This window comes from Methylobacterium sp. ap11, assembly GCF_900110515.1.
In the GTDB taxonomy this organism is placed as follows: domain Bacteria; phylum Pseudomonadota; class Alphaproteobacteria; order Rhizobiales; family Beijerinckiaceae; genus Methylobacterium; species Methylobacterium ajmalii.
Genome location: NZ_FOEB01000031.1, coordinates 46,652 through 63,733 on the forward strand (window position 1 = coordinate 46,652; position 17,082 = coordinate 63,733).

Genomic DNA, 17,082 nt, shown 5'->3' on the forward strand with positions numbered 1-17,082 from the left:
AATAATGATGACAGTAAAAATCATATTTTTCAAACCGCCTTGATATCCGTCAACGCAAATTCTTCACCTTTGAACAGCAGCGGCACGCGATACGTGCGGGCGCCGGCGTAGGCCAGGCAGTCGGCGAGGGTCAGCCGCGCAGGGTGATTCCCTGCTCCGAAGCGCTCGAAGGCTTCGATCGCGAGGTCGGCCGCCATCGGCGAGACGGCGACCACCGAATGGCACATGAACCAAAATGACATCAGCCAACCTCCTTGATATGCTGCCCGCTATGCAACGGAGCGGTACTGACATCCCATGACCATCGTTACCGACGTGAAGCTGGCAGCCAATGGCCGCATGCTTCTGCCACAGGCCGTACGCGATGCCATGGGCATCACGGGCGAGACGCGTATCATCGTCACCGTTGATGGCACCGACGTACGACTCTCCCCGATCAAGAATGTGGTCTCGAAGCTGCAAGCGCTTTATCGCGAGCATGCCACGCAGGATGCGGATTCAGCCGCCTTCCTCGACGAGCGGAAAGCCGATGACTGCGCCGGCCAGGACGGCAAGGCATGAGCAGTGTCGTCTTCGATACCTCGGCGGTGATCGCCCTGCTGCGCGGTGAGCCTGGGGCGGATGTGGTGGCCAACCGGGTCGGGCATGCGGCCATGTCGACCGTCAACCTCCAGGAATTGGTGAAGGCGCTGCTCCTGCGTGGCCTGACGCCCCCTGTGATCGAGGACATGGTGCTGGAGCTGCGCCTCGACCTTCGCGCCCATGATCGCGACGCAGCCTTTGCTGCCGCCTTCCTGACCGAGGCCACGCGCCAGCATGGCAGCGGGCTCGGCGACCGCACCTGCATGGCTCTGGCGATGAAGCTAGGCGTGCCGGTGATGACGACGGATCGTGCCTGGGCGAGCTTGAGGATCCCGGGTTTGTCGGTCGACGTGATCCGCTGACCGGGAGGGCCCCGCCATGTGGGGGCCCGCTTCGGGTCTGACGCACTCTCGGTGCATGTGGGTTGATGGATCTCGGCTTTAGCCGTTGGAGATCCTGCTCTGGCTCGCAGCCTACCCCCCGATGTGATTGCCCCGCCCGGCCTCCTGGTCGATCGCTTGGATCTTGCCGACCGCGTCACCATCATCGCGCAGCCCGTGGCCGCGTCGGCCCGCTGTCCTGGCTGCGATCAGCCCTCCTCCAGCGTCCACAGCCGCTACACGCGAACCCTGGCGGACTTGCCCGTCGCCGGCATGCGGGCCGTCATCGAGGTCGGCGTCCGCCGCTTCCGCTGTGCCGCAAGTGGCTGCTTGGAAAAGCCGCGCTTGCGGATGGCGGGCAACGCCTCGTCCGAGCCCCCTCCCGGGAGCCCGCGATCGACGCCACCATGCCGGCATCGCCTCGGCGATCGGCTTTCGCCCACGCCATGCGTGGAGGGCATCCACTGGGCCTCGCTGGCAACAGGTCTCGGCCCTGCGGCCCTCTTCGTCTCGGGCGAGAAGCAGTCCCGCGCCGCTCGCGACGGGGCTCGCGAAAGCCGAGGCGTCGGGGGCCACGGCAGTCACGAAGCGACCGGGCGATGCTTTCGTCTGAGCGGGGTCTCTGGCGCCGTGATCGCGCTCGACCAGCCCATGGTCGAGAGCGAGGTCGAGAAGGTGCAGCACCCAACCGGCGTCGTCCCTGGCGCATTGCTGAACAAGCCGCATGTATGCTGATCATACCATTGCGATCTTTGTCGATGGCGGCCCACATGCCCGCTGGGATAGCCGCTGCAGACAGAATGTAAGGCGCTTCACGTTCATTCAGCGAACTCGTGCAAGATTAATGAGTCGATGATCGGACAGAGCCGATCGGCGGCTGCGTAGCTTCGCATGCTGCCTTCCCGTCCGCTGAACTCGTGAACGGACCTGGAGGACAGAGTAGGGCTGATTCGCATGTGCCTTGGCCGTGGAGGGGGCTTGAGGCATGCTGATCGCGGTCCGGGCCGTTGTCCGGGTTCGAGGTGTGCATGAGGCCACTCAACATCGCCATCATCGGCGGCTCGATCGCCGGACTCACCGCGGCGTGCCTGCTCGCGCGGAGCGGACATGGCGTCCGTGTGTTCGAGCGCTCGGCGGGCCCGCTTACGGGCCGAGGCGCGGGGATCGTCACGCATCCGGGTCTCCGATCGGTGCTGGCGCGCTGCGGCAGCCCGGCGGGCGCGGCGGATCTCGGCGTGACCGTCGAGGGCCGCAGAGTCCTCGACCGGGACGGGCGAGTGATCGCCGAGCGGAGCCTGCCGCAGATCCTCGCGGGCTGGGGGCGCCTCTACCGCTTGCTGCTCGATGCGCTACCGCCGGGCAGTATCTCCTACGACACGGCGCTTTCGAGCGTCGCGCACCAGGGGGATCAGGTCGTCGCATGTCTCGCCAATGGCTGCCGCGTCCCAGCGGATCTCCTCGTCGGTGCCGACGGACAGTTCTCGATGGTGCGGTGCCAGTTCCTGCCGACTGTGGCGCCGGCCTATGCGGGCTACGTGGCATGGCGCGCGGTCGTGGACGAAGCGGCGCTCTCGCCGACAACCCGCGAGGCGATCTGCGGCCATTTCGCGTTCTGTCTGCCTCCCGGCGAGCAGATCCTCGGTTATCCCGTCTCGGGGCGGGAGGAAGGGATCGAGGCCAAGCGCAGTTTCAACGCAGTCTGGTACAGGCCGACCCCGGAGACGGCGCTCAACGCGCTGCTGACCGATACCGGCGGGGTCCGCCACGCACTCTCGATCCCGCCGGGCCGGATCAAGGCCGAGGTGCTGGCCGGCATGCGCGCCGACGCGGAGCGGATCCTCGCGCCGCCGTTCACCGAGGTCATGTTGCACGCCGCCCACCCGTTCCTCCAGGCCATCCTGGACATCGAGACCCCAACCATGGTTCCAGCCCGCGGCGTCGCCCTGATCGGTGATGCCGCCTTCGTCGCCCGTCCTCATGTCGGGATGGGCGTGACCAAGGCGATGGAGGACGCGGCCGCTCTGGTGGACGCCCTCGACGCGGAAGCCGGCGACGTCGGGGCGGCGCTCGCGGCCTTCGATCGCCGCCGACGCGCCTACGGCGCGGCGATCGTGGCGCGGGGGCGGGACCTCGGCGCCTATCTCCAGGCGCAGCAGCACGGGGCGGCGGAGCGGCTGGCGGCGGAACGGTTCCGCAGTCTCGAGGAGATCGTTGCCGGGACTGCGGTCCCACCGGATGTCGCCCTCGCGTGAGGCGATGCCGGCCGAAACGGGGACCGGCAGGCGCCCCGCTGCACACGGTTTCAGGCCGCCCTGCTCAGGCCGCCTTGGGGGTCGCCTCGGCGCGTGTCGCGGCCGGGAGATCGAGGGGCGGATTCGCGCTGTCGAGAAACTCGACGGTCGTGAAGATCAGCTCGGTGTTCCCGACATTGGCGAGGTCGTGGGTCATCGACTCGCCCGCGGCGAAGGATAAGTGCTGGATGTCGCCCGCCTCGTAATCGACCTCCGCGACCCGGCCGTCCCCGTAATGCGAGCGGGCCCGGCCTGCGGTCACGGCCGTCCAGAAATAGTCGAGGACATGGGTATGGAAGCTGATACGGGCGCCGGGAGGCAGGACGATGGTCCAGACCCGGCAACGGGCATCCTCCGAGAGAAGCCTTGTGCCGACGCAGCCATTCGTGCGGGCCTCGGTGAATTCCTGTGCGAGGTGCGGCGGCAGCGACGCCCCCGCCGGTACGGTTTCCTGAGCCATGGCGCGATCCTCCTGGCCTGAAGACTAGAGCAGCGCCCGATCGCGTTGCAATCGGGCGCTGCTCTAGGTCTTTGGTCTTGCCGCATTTCTTGCGGCGAACCTGTATCCGCTTCGTCGAGAAATGCTCGAGCGCAGGCCGCCGGGACGTCACCGCCGCTCCGTCCCGGAGGCGGCTGCCGCGACCACCCGGCGATGGGTGGCGAGCAGTCCCGGCAGGGCGGCGTCGAGCATCGCGGCACGCACGGCGTCCCGGTCGGCCGTGCCGTCGATGCCGTAGACCCGCGAGCGCAGGCCGACATAGACCAGGGCGCCGTGGATTCCGAAGAGGAGCTCGAACTCGTCCGTCGAGAGCGGCTGCGCCTCGGGGCTCGGCAAGCCCGATTCGACCCGCATCCCTTCGAGCAGCGGCGCGAAGATGCGCTCGCGGACCAGTCCCAGGTAGCGGCTCGGCAGGTCGAACCCCTTCAGCCCCGCCGAGACGAAGATCCGCAGCCACGAATAGTCGTCGATCCGGCGCTGGTAATCGATCTCGAACAGCCGGAAGCGTTCGAGGCAGGGGAGGGCGGTGTCGCGCACCATTCGCTCCCAGCCGGCATCCCAGCGTTTGAGATAGACCTCCTCGTAGATGCGCTCGATCAGCGCCGCCTTGGTCGGGAAGTAGCGGAAGAGCAGCGGCTGCGTGATGCCGAGCCGGCGGGCCAGTTCGCGGGTGTGCCCGTCGAGACCGACCTCGGCGAAATAGGCGACCGCCCCCTCGACGATCTGGCGCTCCCGCGCCTCCGGGCTGAGCCGCCGGCCGGTCGGCATGCACTCGTCCCCACCCGCCGACCGCCTTGACGCCATCCCGTTTTCGCCTTCTATTGAGCGAACGATCAATAAGGGCATCCAGCCTGTCTCACGGGACGGTCGGGAGCAAGCCCATCGGGAGGAGGCGAGCGCTTGAAGGCGCCTGATTTCGCCTATGCGCGCCCAGCGTCCCTCGACGCTGCGCTGGCCCTGCTCGCCGAGCACGGGACGGACGCCGTGCCGCTCGCCGGCGGCCAGAGTCTCGTCACCACCCTCAACATGCGGCTCGCCGCCCCGGGCCTGCTGGTCGACCTGAACGCGATCCCCGGCCTCGCGGGCGTCTCGGAAGCGGACGGCGTGGTGCGGATCGGCGCCATGACCCGCCACCGGGACGTCGGCACCGCCCTCGTCCGGGAGCGCCTGCCGCTGCTGGCCGCCGCCCTGCCGCACATCGCCCATCCGGCGATCCGCAACCGCGGCACGATCGGCGGTTCCGTCGCGCTCGCCGACCCTGCCACCGAGTGGCCTGCCTGCTGCCTGGCGGCGGGGGCCACCATCCTGGTGCAGGGCCCGAAGGCCGAGCGGCGGATCGCGGCAGACGATTTCTTCCTTGGCCTCTACACGACGGCGCTGGGGCCCGGCGAGATTGTCACGGCGATCGAGTTTCCAGTGCCAGGCCCCGACGCCGTGTGGGGCTTCGAGGAATTGTCCCGCCGCCACGGCGACTACGCCCTCGTCGGCCTCGCTGCGACGGCCAAGCGCGGCGATTCCGGCCTCACGGCGCTTCGCCTCGCCTTCTTCGGCGTGGCCGACCGGCCGGTCCTGGCGGTGAAGGCCGCCGCCGCCATCGAGGCGGGCGACGTCGCCGGCGCACAGGCCGCGCTCGGCGACGAACTCGACCCGCCGGACGATCCGGTCACCAAGGCCGCGACGCGGCTTCACCTCGCCCGCGTCGTCCTCGGCCGCGTGACGGCGCGGATGCGCGACGGCTCCGTCTCGGAGGAGAGCCACCATGGCATCTGAGAGCCCGGACCGCGAGCACGCGGTCGCGTTCACCCTGAACGGCGAGGCGGTACGCACCCGGGTCCCGTCGCGGATGCATCTCGGCGACCTGCTGCGGGGCTCCTTCGGGCTGACGGGGGTCCATCTCGGCTGCGAGCACGGCGTCTGCGGCGCTTGCACCATCCTGGTGGACGGGCGCGCGGTGCGCTCCTGCCTGATCCTCGGGGTGCAGGCCGACGGCGCCACCGTCGAGACCGTCGAGGGGCTGACGGAGAGCGGGCGCATCAAGGACCTGCAGGACGCCTTCCACACCCGCAACGCCCTGCAATGCGGATATTGTACCCCCGGCATGCTGGTGACCGCCGCCGAATTGCTGGCGGACGAGGTGGCGTGCTCCTCGCGGGACGACATCCGCGCGGCGATCTCGGGCAATTACTGCCGCTGCACCGGCTATCACGCCATCGTCGATGCCATCGCGGCGACGGCCGAGGCCCGCCGGGAGACCGCCAAATGAGCCGCGACGCCCCCGGCCTCACCTTCCTCGACCGGCCGAACAGCTATATCGGCCGCTCGGTCCCCCGCCCGAACGCGAGGCGCCTGCTGGAGGGCCGCGGCGTCTACGTGGACGACGTGGCGGCCTCTCGCATCGGCCACGTCGCCTTCCTGCGCAGCCCCCACGCCCATGCCCGCCTCGTCTCGCTGGAGACCGGCGACGCGAAGACGATGCCCGGCGTGATCGCGGTCGTGTCGGGCCGCGAACTCGCGGAGGTCTGCACGCCGTGGATCGGGGTGCTCGGCCACTTCAAGGGCCTGCGCTCGGCGCCCCAGCACGCTCTGGCGATCGACCGGGTGACCTGGGTCGGCGAGCCCTTCTGCGCGGTCGTCGCCCGCAGCCGGGCCGAGGCGGAGGATGCGCTGGCTGCCATCCTGGTCGAGTTCGAACCCCTGCCGGCCGTGGTCGACATGGAGACGGCGCTGGACCCCGAGACCCCGCCGATCCACGCCGAGCTCGGCGACAACCTCGCCTTCGAGCGCGTCCTCGACGTGGGCGAGGTCGAAGCGGCCTTCCGCGAGGCGGCCGTGGTGGTCGAGGAGACCTACCGGTTCGGCCGGCACACCGGCGTCTGCCTGGAGCCCCGGGCGATCATGGCGGACTGGGCGGCGGCGGACGGGATGCTCACCGTCCACCATTCCTTCCAGGCGCCGCACATGATGCAGGACATCCTGTGCAAGCACCTCTCGCTCCCCGAGGGTGCGGTGCGGGTGATCTGCAAGGATGTCGGCGGCTCCTTCGGGATCAAGGTCCACATCTACCCCGACGAGATGGCGACCTGCGCGCTGGCGCTGATGCTGAAGCGCCCGGTGAAGTTCGTCGCCGACCGGCTGGAGAGCTTCCAGAGCGACATCCATGCCCGCGACCACCGGGTCACGGCCCGGATGGCCTTCTCGGCCGAGGGCGACATCCTCGCCCTCGACATGGACGACCTCACGGGGATCGGCCCCTACTCGGTCTATCCGCGCACCAGCGCGGTCGAGGCGAACCAGGTCGTGAACCTCACGGGCGGCCCCTACCGCCATCAGCATTACCGCGCCCGCGCCCGCGTCGTGCTCCAGAACAAGGCGCCGACCTGCCAGTACCGGGCGGTGGGCCACCCGATCGCCACCATGGTCGCCGAGGGGCTCGTCGATCTCGGCGCGGCGAAACTCGGGCTCGATCCGCTGGCGATCCGGGAGCGCAACGTCATCCCGGACGATGCCTACCCGTGCGCGGGCGTCTCCGGGATCAAGCTGGAGAAGCTCTCGCATCAGGCGGCGCTCGCCAAGCTCAAGGCGATGATGGACTACGACGGCCTGCGGGCCGAGCAGGCGAAGCTCCGCGGGAAGGGGATCCACCGGGGCATCGGGCTCGCAGCCTTCATCGAGATCACCAATCCCTCGGCGGCCTTCTACGGGGTCGGCGGAGCGCGCATCTCCTCGCAGGACGGCTGCACGATCCGCCTCGACCCCCAGGGCGGGGTCGTCGCCTCGGTGAGCGTCACCGAGCAGGGTCAGGGCACGGAGGGCATCATCGCCCAGATCGTGGCGACCGCCACGGGCGTGCCGATGGAGAAGGTCCGCGTCATCTCGGGCGACACCCAGGCGACGCCCTATGGCGGCGGCACCTGGGCCTCCCGCGGGGCCGGCATCGGAGGCGAGGCGGCGTGGCAGGCGGGCAAGGCGCTGCGCGCCAACGTCCTCGCCGTGGCGGGCGCCATCCTCCAGGCCGATCCGGAAAGCCTCGACATCCGCGACGGAGCCGTGGTCGACAGGGACGCCGGCACCGAGCGCATGGCGCTCTCCGAGCTCGGCCGCATCGTCTACTTCCGGCCCGACACGCTCCCGCCGGGGGTGCAGCCGGAATTCGTGGCGACCCGCCACTACGTTCCGAAGGACTACCCCTTCGCCTTCACCAACGGGGTGCAGGCCTCCTACGTCGAGGTCGATACCGAGACGGGCTTCGTGAAGCTCCTCAAGCACTGGTGCGTGGAGGATTGCGGCACGGTCCTCAACCCGCTCCTTGTGGACGAGCAGATTCGCGGCGGCATCGTCCAAGGGATCGGCGGGGCGCTGTTCGAGCACTGCCTCTACGATGCGGAAGGTCAGCTCCTGAACGGCTCGATGGCCGACTACCTCGTGCCGATGGCTGGCGAGATGCCCGACATCGAGGTCGCCCACGTCGTCTCGGCGACGGCCTCCTCCGAGATCGGCGCCAAGGGCGCGGGCGAGGCCGGCACCGCCGGCGCCCCGGCGGCGATCGTCAACGCCATCAACGACGCGCTCCGCCCCTTCACGGCCAGGGTCTCCCGCCAGCCGGTGACGCCGGAGGTGATCCTGGAGGCGCTCGGCCTGATCTGACCGATTCCGGGAACCGGCCCACCCGAACGAGGCCGGTCCCGACGAGGACACGCACCGCCACACGGAGGGAACGACGGGATGGGAACGGGCTTCGACAGGCGCCGGCTGCTCCAGGGCAGCGCCGCCGCATCCGCGCTGGCGCTCGCCGCCCCGGCATTCTTGCGCTCCGCCTCGGCGCAGGGGGGCCCGATCCGGATCGGCTTCCCGACGCCGCTGACCGGCGCCTTCGGGGCCGAGGCGAACGATCAGGTCCGCGCGGCCCAACTCGCGATCAAGGAGTTCAACGACGCGGGCGGTTTCCAGGGTCGCAACGCCGAGCTTCTGGTGCGCGACGACAAGCTCAACCCCGGCGAGGCCGCGACCCGGACCCTCGAACTCATCGAGAAGGACAAGGTCAACTTCCTCGTCGGCGGGCTCTCGGCGGCGGTGACGCTCTCGATCAACAACGTGGCCCGCGAGCGTGGGGTGATCTACAATTCGATCAGCCAGTCCGACGCCATCAACGAGGCCAAGGATTTCGGCCGCACCACCTTCCACGAGGCCCTGAACCCACACATGACCGCCGGGGCGGTCGGCCGCTACGTCTTCCCGAAATCGGGCAAGCGCGTCGCCTTCCTCAGCGCCGACTACGCCTACGGGCACGAGATGATGCGCGGCTTCAAGCGCGCGGGCGAGGCCTCTGGGATCGAGGTCGTGGCCGACATCCGCCACCCGATCGGCGCCTCCGACTATTCGGCCTTCCTGCCGCGGATCGCCGCGCTCAAGCCCGACGTGCTGTGCCTGTGCAATTTCGGCCGGGATCAGGTCGTGTCGATCCAGCAGGCCACCGAGTTCGGCCTGAAGCGCAACACCAAGCTCGTGGCGCCGGTTCTCCTCTTCACCTCCCGCAAGGCCGGCGGCGACGCCTTCGACGGGGTGATCGGCGGCACCTCGTACTACTGGCGTCTCGAAGACAGCGTACCGACCGCGAAGGCGTTCAACGACCGCTTCCGCGCGGCCTATAACGGTGCCGTGCCGTCGGATTACGGCGCGCTCGGCTATGCCGGTGTCCGCTCGGTGCTGGAAGGCGTGAAGGCCGCCGGCTCGGTCGAGACCGACAAGGTCATCGCCGCGATGGAGGCCCTGAAGGCCGATTTCTACAAGGGACCCCAGAGCTTCCGGAAGTGCGACCACCAGTCGGTCCAGTCGGTGCTGATCGTCGAGTCGAAGTCGAAGACCATGAAGACCCCCGACGACGTCTTCACGATCCTCGGCACGGAAGGGCCGGACGAGCGCTTCCTGCGCAGCTGCGACGAACTCGGCCACAAGGCGTGACCGCCCCCGTGAATCCCGCAGCCAGCGTCGCAGCCTCCGTTGACGCGCGGCGCACGGCTCATCGTGAGCCACCGGCCCTTGTGCGGCTCTCCTTCCGCCGGCGCTCCCGTCGTCCGGGCGGGGGGGAGGCTCGCGATGGATCCTCTGCGTGTGCGAGCCGTACGGCTGCGTGCCGTCGCGTCGGCCGATGCTCCAGGAGAACGCCCCGGTGAACGACATCACCCTCGCGGGCTTCCCGCTCGATCTCCTCGCGCTCCAGCTCGTCACCGGCGTGGCGCTGGGGGCGATCTACGTGCTGGTGGGAATCGGCCTGTCGCTGATCTTCGGGCTGATGAACGTCGTGAACTTCGCCCACGGCGCCTTCTTCATGGCTGGCGCCTATGTCGGCGTGTTCCTCTACGGCTACACGGGAAACTTCTGGGTGAGCCTCGTCGCGGCGCCGCTGGCGATGGGGCTTCTCGGGCTCGTCGTGGAACGGGTGCTGGTCAGGCCGCTCTACGGGCGCGGAATCGACGATCCGCTTCTCCTGACCTTCGGCCTGTCCTACGTGATGGTCGAGAGCGTGCGCATTGCCTTCGGCCTGACGGGTCTGCCGTTCGGCGCGCCGCCGGAGCTGCGCGGGGCCGTCGATATCGGTATCGGCTATTTCCCCCTGTACCGGCTGTTCTTGATCGCCTTCTCCCTCGTGGTGGTCGGCGCTTTGTGGCTATTCATAGAGCGCACCTCCTTCGGCCTCGTGATCCGGGCCGGAGCGCGGGATCCGCAGATCGTGCAGGTGCTCGGCATCGAGATTTCGAAGGTCTGGCTCGCAGTGTTCGGCCTCGGCTGTGCGCTCGCCGGGCTCGCCGGCATCCTCGCCGCGCCGCTCCAGGGGGTGACGCCGGAGATGGGCATCCCGGTGCTCGCCGAGGCCTTCGTGGTGACGGTCGTCGGCGGCATGGGCTCGCTGGCCGGCGCAGTGCTCGCCGGGCTGATCGTCGGGATCGTCGTGGCGATGACCTCGCTGGTCGCCCCGGACATGACCAAGATGGCGATCTTCGCCCTGATGGCCCTCGTTCTCCTCGTGCGGCCGCGCGGCCTGCTCGGCCGGGCGGGGGCGCTCGGATGAGCGCGCACGCCCCCGGACAGGCGCTGGCGAAGGGCGGCGCACGGACCTCGGCCCGGCCCGGCTCCGGCCGCTGGCTGGTGCTCGCGAGCCGTCACCGGGTCGCCCTGACGCTCGCCTTCCTTCTCGTATTTCCCTGGATCGCGCCCTACCAGGCGCTCGCCGTGAACATCCTCGTCCTCGGGCTCTACGCGCTCGGGTTCAACCTGCTCTTCGGGTACACGGGCCTGCTCTCCTTCGGCCACGCCGCCTTCCTCGGGGGAGGGGCCTATGGCAGCGGCATCGCCATCGTCCATTACGGATTGCATCCGGCGCTGGCCCTCGTCGCCGGCACGCTGCTCGCGACCCTCATCGCCGCCATCATGGGCGTGCTCGCGATTCGCACCAGGGGCATCTACTTCGCGATGACGACGCTCGCCCTCTCGATGTGCGTCTACTACGCCTTCTACCGCGCCGAGGCGTTCACCGGCGGCGAGAACGGCCTGCGCGGCATCAACGTCCAGAGCCTCGCCCTGCCGGGCTTCACCCTCAACCTGCTCGACCCGATGGTGAAGTACTATGCCGTGCTCGCCGTCGTCGGCGCGGCGGTCTGGCTGTTCTCGCGGCTCCTGTCTTCGCCCTTCGGCGCGGCCTTGGAGGCGATCCGCGAGAACGAGGGGCGGGCGCAGGCCTGCGGGTATGACGTGCGTCGGATGAAGCTCGTGGCTTTCATCCTCTCCGGCGCCCTGTGCGGCCTCGCCGGGGCGCTTCAGGCGATCCACCTCTCGATCGTGCCGATCGAGACGATGCATTACGCAACCTCCGGGCAGGCGGTGATGATGGCGCTGCTCGGCGGCATGGGGACCTTCTTCGGGCCCTTCATCGGCGCCGCGACCTTTTCGCTGCTGCAGGACGGGCTCGCGACGCTGACGAGCCACTGGCAACTCCTCGTCGGAGCGATCTTCATCGCCTTCGTGCTGTTCCTGCCGCTCGGCATCTGGGGCGAGGTGCTGGCGCGATTGAGGAGGGCCGGATGGTGAGCGCGGTCCCCGTGGCGGCCTCCCCCGCCGCTGTCGCCTCTCCGCCGCCGATCCTCGCCGCGGAGGGGCTCGGCAAGCGGTTCGGGCATTTCCGGGCGCTGTCGGACGTCACCGTCGGCTTCCCCGAGGGCGGCATCACCGCGATCATCGGGCCGAACGGAGCCGGTAAGTCGACCTTCTTCAACCTGATCTCCGGTGCCTTCCCGCCGAGCGAGGGACGCGTACTGTTCCGGGGGCGGGACATCACCGGGTCGCCGCCGCATCACTTCGCCCGGATGGGCATCGCCAAGTCGTTCCAAATCACCAACGTCTTCCCGCAGCTGACGGTGCGCGAGAACGTCCGGGTCGCGGCCCAGGCACGCAGCGTCCGCTTCGCTTTCTTCCGCCACCGCTCAGCCTACCCTGTGCTCACCGAGCGGGCCGAGGAGCTGCTCACGGAAGTCGGCCTCGCCTCCCGGATGGACCGCCTCGCCCGGGAACTCGCCCACGGCGAGCAACGGGCCCTGGAGATCGCGGTGGCGCTCGCAGCCGAGCCGACCCTGCTTCTCCTCGACGAGCCGACGGCCGGGATGAGCCCGGAGGAGACCCGGGAAATGATGGACCTCGTCCAGCGCCTCGCCGAGACCCGCACCCTCATTCTCGTCGAGCACAAGATGAAGCTCGTCATGGGCCTGTGCCGCCGTCTCGTCGTGCTGCACCAGGGCCAGCTCCTGGCGGAAGGCACCCCCGATGACATCCGCGCCCACGCGGAGGTGCGCCGGGTGTATTTGGGCAAGAGCGCATGAGCGCCGGAACCGAACCGCTGCTCGCGGTCCAGAACCTCAGGGCCTGGTACGGCCACTCGCACATCCTGCAGGGGATTTCTCTGGAGGTCCGCCGGGGCGAAATCGTGACCTTGGTCGGCCGCAACGGCGCGGGCAAGACGACAACGCTGAAGTCAATCATGGGTCTCGTGCCCAAGCGCGAGGGTCGGGTGACCTTCGCCGGCGCCGACATTCTCGACCGGCCGCCGCACGAGCGCTTCCACCGGGGCCTTGCCTACGTGCCGGAGGAGCGGCGCATCGTGCCGGGGCTGACGGTGGAGGAGAACTTGCGCCTCGGCATCCTCGCTGCCAAGGGCGAGCGGGCCTCCCGCCGCGACGAGGCCCGCCGGATCGAGGTGATCGCTGAGACCTTCCCCCGGCTGAAGCAGCGCCTCAAACAGGAGGCGATCACCCTATCCGGGGGCGAGCAGCAGATGCTCGCCATCGCCCGCGCCTTGATGGCCGAGCCGGTAATGGTGCTCCTCGACGAACCCTCCGAAGGGATCATGCCGATCCTCGTCGAGGAGATGTTCGAGCAGTTCGTAGCGATGAAGCGGGCGGGGACGACGATCCTCCTCGTGGAGCAGAACGTCGAGCTCGCCCTGGAGGTCTCCGACCGAGTCTACATCGTGGACGGTGGCGCGGTCGTCTACCATGGCCCCGCCGTCGACCTGCGGGCCGATCCCGAGATCCAGGCGCGCTACTGCGCCGTCTGATATGGTCTTCGGTAGATCCCCTCCAGAGACTGCATTACCAGCCCGCGCGGTGGAGCCCACAGCTCCACACACCTGCGGGAAGCCGATTTCCCGCCTCGCGAATGCGATTGCGAAGCAATCGCCGAGCGTTCAACCGGAAATCGCACAATCGACAAAAGAAGGCGAGGATGGACGCTGCTCAAAGCCTCCGGGGTGCTCGCTCGCTGCTCTGCCGCGTCCAGTTGGCTCGGCCATGCCACGGTTCAGCCGCGAACGAGCATGCGGCCGCTCACGGGTTCGAACTGAGACGCTTCAATCGACTGAGCTGAGCGCAGAGCGAAGGTCCGGCTTCAGGCCGAGACTTGGGTTTCGCTTGAGGTGCATAGCCGAATGAGTGAAACGCGAACTCCTGACCCCCTGCGGACATTTAAGCGTGTCGGCCCAGAGGTCTGCTCAGTAGGAGGAAGCGGACCTAGCAGCGGCGGCCAGGATATCAGCATGTTGTGGCCCATTAAACCGTCAGCAGGATGCCTCGTACACGCACGTCGACGGCGATCCCCGCGCCAAGGGAACCTCCATGTCGGCGGTCATCCGATCTCGGGCGGCGCACCGCCCGGGACGCCCAGCGGTTCGTTCGAGGGCGGCATCTCGTCAGGTCCAAAGTCAGGCACGCCGCGCGGCTCGGGAAGCGGGCTCTGGTCGGGACTGGGCGGATGCGCCGGCGACGGGTCGGGGAAGGTCGGGTTCGGTCGGTCGGGAAAATTCGGGTTCGCCATGTTGGAACTCCTATTCGCTGGTGGTGGGAAAACCCACGCGCGGCCGCGTCAGCCCATGAAGTGCCAAGCTACCTCGGATCTAGTTCGCCCATCGTCGACCACCCCGTCGGGGCGCAGGCCGACCTCGTCAATCCGGGCCTTCTCGTAGTGGTCGAGGGCGAGATCCCGTTCCTTCGCGGCGGCGGCATGCTCGCCTTTAGCCAGATGCCTAGCCGAATGCCGGTAATGGGCGGCGGCCCGGTCGTGCTGGTGCGCGGCCTCCTCGCACGCCCGCGCCATCTCGCTCATAGCCATGGTCGTTCTCCTGGAGGGGGTGTTCGGAAGCCGCGTCAGCCCGCCCTCAGCCGCGAACCTGGGTCTGGGCCATGTCGCGGTTCCAGGTAGTCCTGGCGGCCTCGCGGGCTGCACGGGCGGCGTTCGCGGTGGCCGTGGCGGCCTTGACGATGGCGGCGCGGGCACCCGATGCGGCTCGGCGTACGGCCGCCATGTTCGAACGAATCGATGCCTCGGCGGCATCCTGCGACTTCTCCATCGCCGCCTGCGTCGCCGCGACCGACTTGCGTGCGGAATCGGCGGCCTTGAGCATCGACGCGTTGGCCACCATGCCTACGGCCCGGTTGGCGTCGGCGATCTTGGCCTCGGCACGGTTGGCGGCCTCCGTCGCGTCCGTGACGAGCTTCCCGATCATGTCGGCGGATTGCTTCGGGGCGCCCTTCACCGCCGCCTTCGATGCCTGCAACGCGAGCCGGGCCGCCTTGCGGGCCGCATCAGCGGCCTCGTTCGCCTCGCGCCCGGCCTCCCGCATCGTCGCCGCGGCATCCGTGGAGGGCGTCATCGGCGCTTGCGCCATGGCCGTGGTCATCGTCGACATGGCGAGGAACGTCGCTGTTAGTGCCGTCGTCGTACGCATGGCAAGGTCCAATCGTGTCTTCGAGCATGGGAGGCGGTGGCCGTTGGCCACCCGAGATACGGCTCAGTCCGTCCGCGGGGTCTTGGCGGCGGCGGTCCAGTAGGCGTCGGCCTTCGCCGTCTGTTGGGCGAACGGCTCCGCCTTTACGAACCGGCCCTTGATGATCCGCGGAGCCTGGTCCATGGCGTCCTTGGACGTGTCGAGGACGAGGATGTGCAGGTTCTGCGAGACCTTGAACTGATCCCACGGAACCGCGACGTGACGCTCGCCCAGGCCGAAGACGCCGCCGCGGGCGACGACGAAGTAGGCGATCTTGCCGCCCTCCGGCCCCATGACGATGTCGTCGACGCTCCCCAAAGCCACGTTGCCGGGCGTGCGCACCTCGCTCCCGAGCAGGTCGTCGGATCGGAAGGCGGTGGTCCGCGATGCGACCGGCACGGCGAGCGAGAGTTCCTGCTTCCGGAAGCCCATGGCGTTCGCGACCCGAAGGTCACGACCCTGCAGGTCGGTCTTGTATTCCTCGTAGCTGGCCTGGATCTGGACGAGCACGTCCTCGCAGGGCTGCTGCTTGCTGTGGCGTGCCACGATGTCGGCGCCGGCGAGCAGGACCCGGACCTCGTATCCGGGACGGGCATTGGCGTACCGTATCATCGCTGACGCGGCGCCCATCGCCATGCCGCCATCGGACCCCAGGCTACCCGCCCAGTACCCACCGACTTCCTTTTACCCACATCCATGGTCAAGCTTGGAGCGTTGCGGGATCGGCCTTACCGGTGATTGGTTGAGAAGCACCTGAACCCTTGGAAGACGAGGTGTTCCATGCCCGTTGCCACACGGTGCCGGTGGGAAGAGGAACTCGCTGGTAGCACTTTCGCCGATGCCCGCCTCGAGCAGCGGCTGCACCGGCTCGTCGGACAGATGGACCGTAGCCTCGGCGCCAGCCTGCCGTTTGCCTGCCAGGACTGGGCCAGCACCAAAGCCGCTTACCGTTTCTTTTCCAACGAACGGGTCAGCGAGGCGCAGATCCTGTCGGGTCACTTCGCATCGACACGCGAGCGTGTGCGGGCCAGTGAGGGGCCCGTACTGGTCCTCCAAGATACCACCGAGTTCACGTTCCAGCGCGAGAGCCATGAGGCTGTCGGGATCACCCGCACCGTCAACACTGGGCGTGACAAGGCAGGTCAGGTTCGCATGCACACGCTGTGTGGCCTGCTCATGCATGCCTCGCTCGCGGTGACCACCGACGGCCTTCCGCTCGGGCTTGCGGCGGTGAAGTTCTGGTCGCGGCAGAAGTTCAAAGGCACGAATGCGCTCAAGCGCAAGGTCAATCCGACCCGCGTACCGATCGAGCAGAAAGAGAGCTTCCGCTGGCTGGAGAACCTTCGCCAGTCCACATCGCTGTTTGCCGCGCCGGACCGTTGCGTGCATGTCGGTGACCGCGAAAGCGATATCTACGAATTGTTTTCTCTGGCCCATGACCTCGGCACACACTTCATCGTTCGCAGCTGCGTGGATCGGCTGGCCGGTGACGGCCAGCACACGATCGCCAACGAGATGGATGAGGTCGCCGTCCAAGGCCTTCATCGGGTCGAGGTTCGCGATCAGCAAGGGCGGCTCGTCACCGCCTCGGTCGAACTCCGCTATCGTCGCATCACGGTTCTGCCGCCGATCGGCAAGCAAAAGCGCTATCCCCCGCTGTCACTCACCGTCCTGTACGCACGTGAACCGGAAAAGCCGAAAGATCGTCCAGCGATCGATTGGCGGCTGATCACAAACTTGTTTGTGGACAACCCTGAGCAGGCCGTCGAGAAATTGGACTGGTATGCCCGGCGCTGGAAGATCGAGGTGTTTCACCATATCCTCAAGACAGGCTGCCGTGCCGAGCACGCGCGGCTGCGCACGGCCGAGCGCTTGGTCAAGCTCATCGCGGTGTACTGCATCCTGGCGTGGCGGGTGTTCTGGACGACCATGATCGGTCGCTCGGCGCCGCAAGCAGACCCGCACCTCGCCGTGACCGACCACGAGATCGCGCTGCTCGACCGTCTCGTGCCTGGCGTGCCGGCC

18 protein-coding genes and 1 pseudogene are annotated in these 17,082 nt (G+C 68.4%); 13 read left to right on the top strand and 6 right to left on the bottom strand.

Annotation, left to right across the window (positions count from 1 at the left end; translation table 11 throughout):
* Positions 1-29: 29 nt before the first annotated feature.
* Entirely contained in the window at positions 30-242 is a 213-nt protein-coding gene (locus tag BMX97_RS28910; RefSeq protein ID WP_177202390.1) for a type II toxin-antitoxin system VapC family toxin, read from the bottom strand.
* Between the two features lie 55 nt (positions 243-297).
* Between BMX97_RS28910 and BMX97_RS28915 the strand changes: the two genes are divergently transcribed.
* The 4 genes and pseudogenes from BMX97_RS28915 (at position 298) to BMX97_RS28930 (ending at position 3,214) form a co-directional block, all read left to right on the top strand.
* Entirely contained in the window at positions 298-561 is a 264-nt protein-coding gene (locus BMX97_RS28915) for an AbrB/MazE/SpoVT family DNA-binding domain-containing protein (RefSeq protein ID WP_091754609.1), read from the top strand.
* Positions 558-944, top strand: a complete 387-nt coding sequence (locus BMX97_RS28920; RefSeq protein WP_091754610.1) for a PIN domain-containing protein — start codon at positions 558-560, stop codon at positions 942-944. The genes BMX97_RS28915 and BMX97_RS28920 overlap by 4 nt, the downstream gene beginning before the upstream one ends.
* 99 nt (positions 945-1,043) lie before the next feature.
* Positions 1,044-1,277: pseudogene (locus tag BMX97_RS33995) on the top strand (transposase family protein); the annotation flags it as partial.
* Between the two features lie 713 nt (positions 1,278-1,990).
* Entirely contained in the window at positions 1,991-3,214 is a 1,224-nt protein-coding gene (locus BMX97_RS28930; RefSeq protein ID WP_091754612.1) for an FAD binding domain-containing protein, read from the top strand.
* 64 nt (positions 3,215-3,278) lie between these two features.
* Here the strand turns inward: BMX97_RS28930 and BMX97_RS28935 are convergent, their stop codons facing one another.
* Entirely contained in the window at positions 3,279-3,713 is a 435-nt protein-coding gene (locus BMX97_RS28935; RefSeq protein WP_091754613.1) for a cupin domain-containing protein, read from the bottom strand.
* Positions 3,714-3,860: 147 nt separating this feature from the next.
* Entirely contained in the window at positions 3,861-4,520 is a 660-nt protein-coding gene (locus BMX97_RS28940) for a helix-turn-helix domain-containing protein (protein WP_244538698.1), read from the bottom strand.
* A 132-nt stretch (positions 4,521-4,652) separates the two neighbouring features.
* On the opposite strand from BMX97_RS28940, the gene BMX97_RS28945 reads away from it, so the two are divergent.
* The 8 genes from BMX97_RS28945 to BMX97_RS28980 all read left to right on the top strand — a co-directional run bounded on the left by BMX97_RS28945 (position 4,653) and on the right by BMX97_RS28980 (position 13,353).
* Complete coding sequence (locus tag BMX97_RS28945; RefSeq protein WP_091754615.1) at positions 4,653-5,522, top strand: FAD binding domain-containing protein; 870 nt, start codon at positions 4,653-4,655, stop codon at positions 5,520-5,522.
* Positions 5,512-6,015, top strand: a complete 504-nt coding sequence (locus BMX97_RS28950; RefSeq protein WP_091754616.1) for a (2Fe-2S)-binding protein — start codon at positions 5,512-5,514, stop codon at positions 6,013-6,015. The genes BMX97_RS28945 and BMX97_RS28950 overlap by 11 nt, the downstream gene beginning before the upstream one ends.
* Positions 6,012-8,396 (top strand): xanthine dehydrogenase family protein molybdopterin-binding subunit, encoded by a 2,385-nt coding sequence (locus tag BMX97_RS28955; RefSeq protein ID WP_091754617.1) that lies wholly within the window; start codon positions 6,012-6,014, stop codon positions 8,394-8,396. Before BMX97_RS28950 ends, BMX97_RS28955 begins: the two co-directional genes overlap by 4 nt.
* Before the next feature lie 78 nt (positions 8,397-8,474).
* Positions 8,475-9,710 (top strand): ABC transporter substrate-binding protein, encoded by a 1,236-nt coding sequence (locus tag BMX97_RS28960; RefSeq protein ID WP_091754618.1) that lies wholly within the window; start codon positions 8,475-8,477, stop codon positions 9,708-9,710.
* Positions 9,711-9,918: 208 nt separating this feature from the next.
* The gene (locus BMX97_RS28965) at positions 9,919-10,818 is read left to right on the top strand and encodes a branched-chain amino acid ABC transporter permease (protein WP_091754630.1); all 900 of its coding nucleotides are present in this window, start codon (positions 9,919-9,921) and stop codon (positions 10,816-10,818) included.
* Entirely contained in the window at positions 10,815-11,834 is a 1,020-nt protein-coding gene (locus tag BMX97_RS28970; RefSeq protein ID WP_091754619.1) for a branched-chain amino acid ABC transporter permease, read from the top strand. The genes BMX97_RS28965 and BMX97_RS28970 overlap by 4 nt, the downstream gene beginning before the upstream one ends.
* Positions 11,828-12,619 (top strand): ABC transporter ATP-binding protein, encoded by a 792-nt coding sequence (locus BMX97_RS28975; RefSeq protein ID WP_091754620.1) that lies wholly within the window; start codon positions 11,828-11,830, stop codon positions 12,617-12,619. The genes BMX97_RS28970 and BMX97_RS28975 overlap by 7 nt, the downstream gene beginning before the upstream one ends.
* Positions 12,616-13,353, top strand: a complete 738-nt coding sequence (locus tag BMX97_RS28980; RefSeq protein WP_091754621.1) for an ABC transporter ATP-binding protein — start codon at positions 12,616-12,618, stop codon at positions 13,351-13,353. Before BMX97_RS28975 ends, BMX97_RS28980 begins: the two co-directional genes overlap by 4 nt.
* An 803-nt stretch (positions 13,354-14,156) precedes the next feature.
* On the opposite strand, the gene BMX97_RS28990 is transcribed toward BMX97_RS28980, so the two are convergent.
* The 3 genes from BMX97_RS28990 to BMX97_RS29000 are packed head-to-tail and all read right to left on the bottom strand — an operon-like array spanning position 14,157 to position 15,669.
* Positions 14,157-14,402, bottom strand: a complete 246-nt coding sequence (locus BMX97_RS28990) for a hypothetical protein (RefSeq protein ID WP_091754623.1) — start codon at positions 14,400-14,402, stop codon at positions 14,157-14,159.
* 46 nt (positions 14,403-14,448) lie between these two features.
* Positions 14,449-15,069: a hypothetical protein gene (locus tag BMX97_RS28995; RefSeq protein WP_143074741.1), complete on the bottom strand. Its 621-nt coding sequence runs from the start codon at positions 15,067-15,069 to the stop codon at positions 14,449-14,451.
* Positions 15,070-15,081: 12 nt separating this feature from the next.
* Entirely contained in the window at positions 15,082-15,669 is a 588-nt protein-coding gene (locus BMX97_RS29000; protein WP_177202392.1) for a PRC-barrel domain-containing protein, read from the bottom strand.
* A gap of 168 nt (positions 15,670-15,837) precedes the next feature.
* On the opposite strand from BMX97_RS29000, the gene BMX97_RS29005 reads away from it, so the two are divergent.
* On the top strand, positions 15,838-17,082 hold a 1,245-nt coding region (locus BMX97_RS29005), incomplete at its 3' end, for an IS4 family transposase (protein WP_091754626.1).

Coding starts and splice junctions, on each gene's coding strand:
- BMX97_RS28930 (WP_091754612.1), top strand. CDS start 1,991: ATGAGGCCACTCAACATCGCCATCATCGGCGGCTCGATCGCCGGACTC.
- BMX97_RS28955 (WP_091754617.1), top strand. CDS start 6,012: ATGAGCCGCGACGCCCCCGGCCTCACCTTCCTCGACCGGCCGAACAGC.
- BMX97_RS28990 (WP_091754623.1), bottom strand. CDS start 14,402: ATGGCTATGAGCGAGATGGCGCGGGCGTGCGAGGAGGCCGCGCACCAG.
- BMX97_RS28940 (WP_244538698.1), bottom strand. CDS start 4,520: ATGCCGACCGGCCGGCGGCTCAGCCCGGAGGCGCGGGAGCGCCAGATC.
- BMX97_RS28960 (WP_091754618.1), top strand. CDS start 8,475: ATGGGAACGGGCTTCGACAGGCGCCGGCTGCTCCAGGGCAGCGCCGCC.
- BMX97_RS28975 (WP_091754620.1), top strand. CDS start 11,828: ATGGTGAGCGCGGTCCCCGTGGCGGCCTCCCCCGCCGCTGTCGCCTCT.
- BMX97_RS28910 (WP_177202390.1), bottom strand. CDS start 242: ATGTCATTTTGGTTCATGTGCCATTCGGTGGTCGCCGTCTCGCCGATG.
- BMX97_RS28970 (WP_091754619.1), top strand. CDS start 10,815: ATGAGCGCGCACGCCCCCGGACAGGCGCTGGCGAAGGGCGGCGCACGG.
- BMX97_RS28915 (WP_091754609.1), top strand. CDS start 298: ATGACCATCGTTACCGACGTGAAGCTGGCAGCCAATGGCCGCATGCTT.
- BMX97_RS29000 (WP_177202392.1), bottom strand. CDS start 15,669: ATGATACGGTACGCCAATGCCCGTCCCGGATACGAGGTCCGGGTCCTG.
- BMX97_RS28935 (WP_091754613.1), bottom strand. CDS start 3,713: ATGGCTCAGGAAACCGTACCGGCGGGGGCGTCGCTGCCGCCGCACCTC.
- BMX97_RS28920 (WP_091754610.1), top strand. CDS start 558: ATGAGCAGTGTCGTCTTCGATACCTCGGCGGTGATCGCCCTGCTGCGC.
- BMX97_RS28950 (WP_091754616.1), top strand. CDS start 5,512: ATGGCATCTGAGAGCCCGGACCGCGAGCACGCGGTCGCGTTCACCCTG.
- BMX97_RS28980 (WP_091754621.1), top strand. CDS start 12,616: ATGAGCGCCGGAACCGAACCGCTGCTCGCGGTCCAGAACCTCAGGGCC.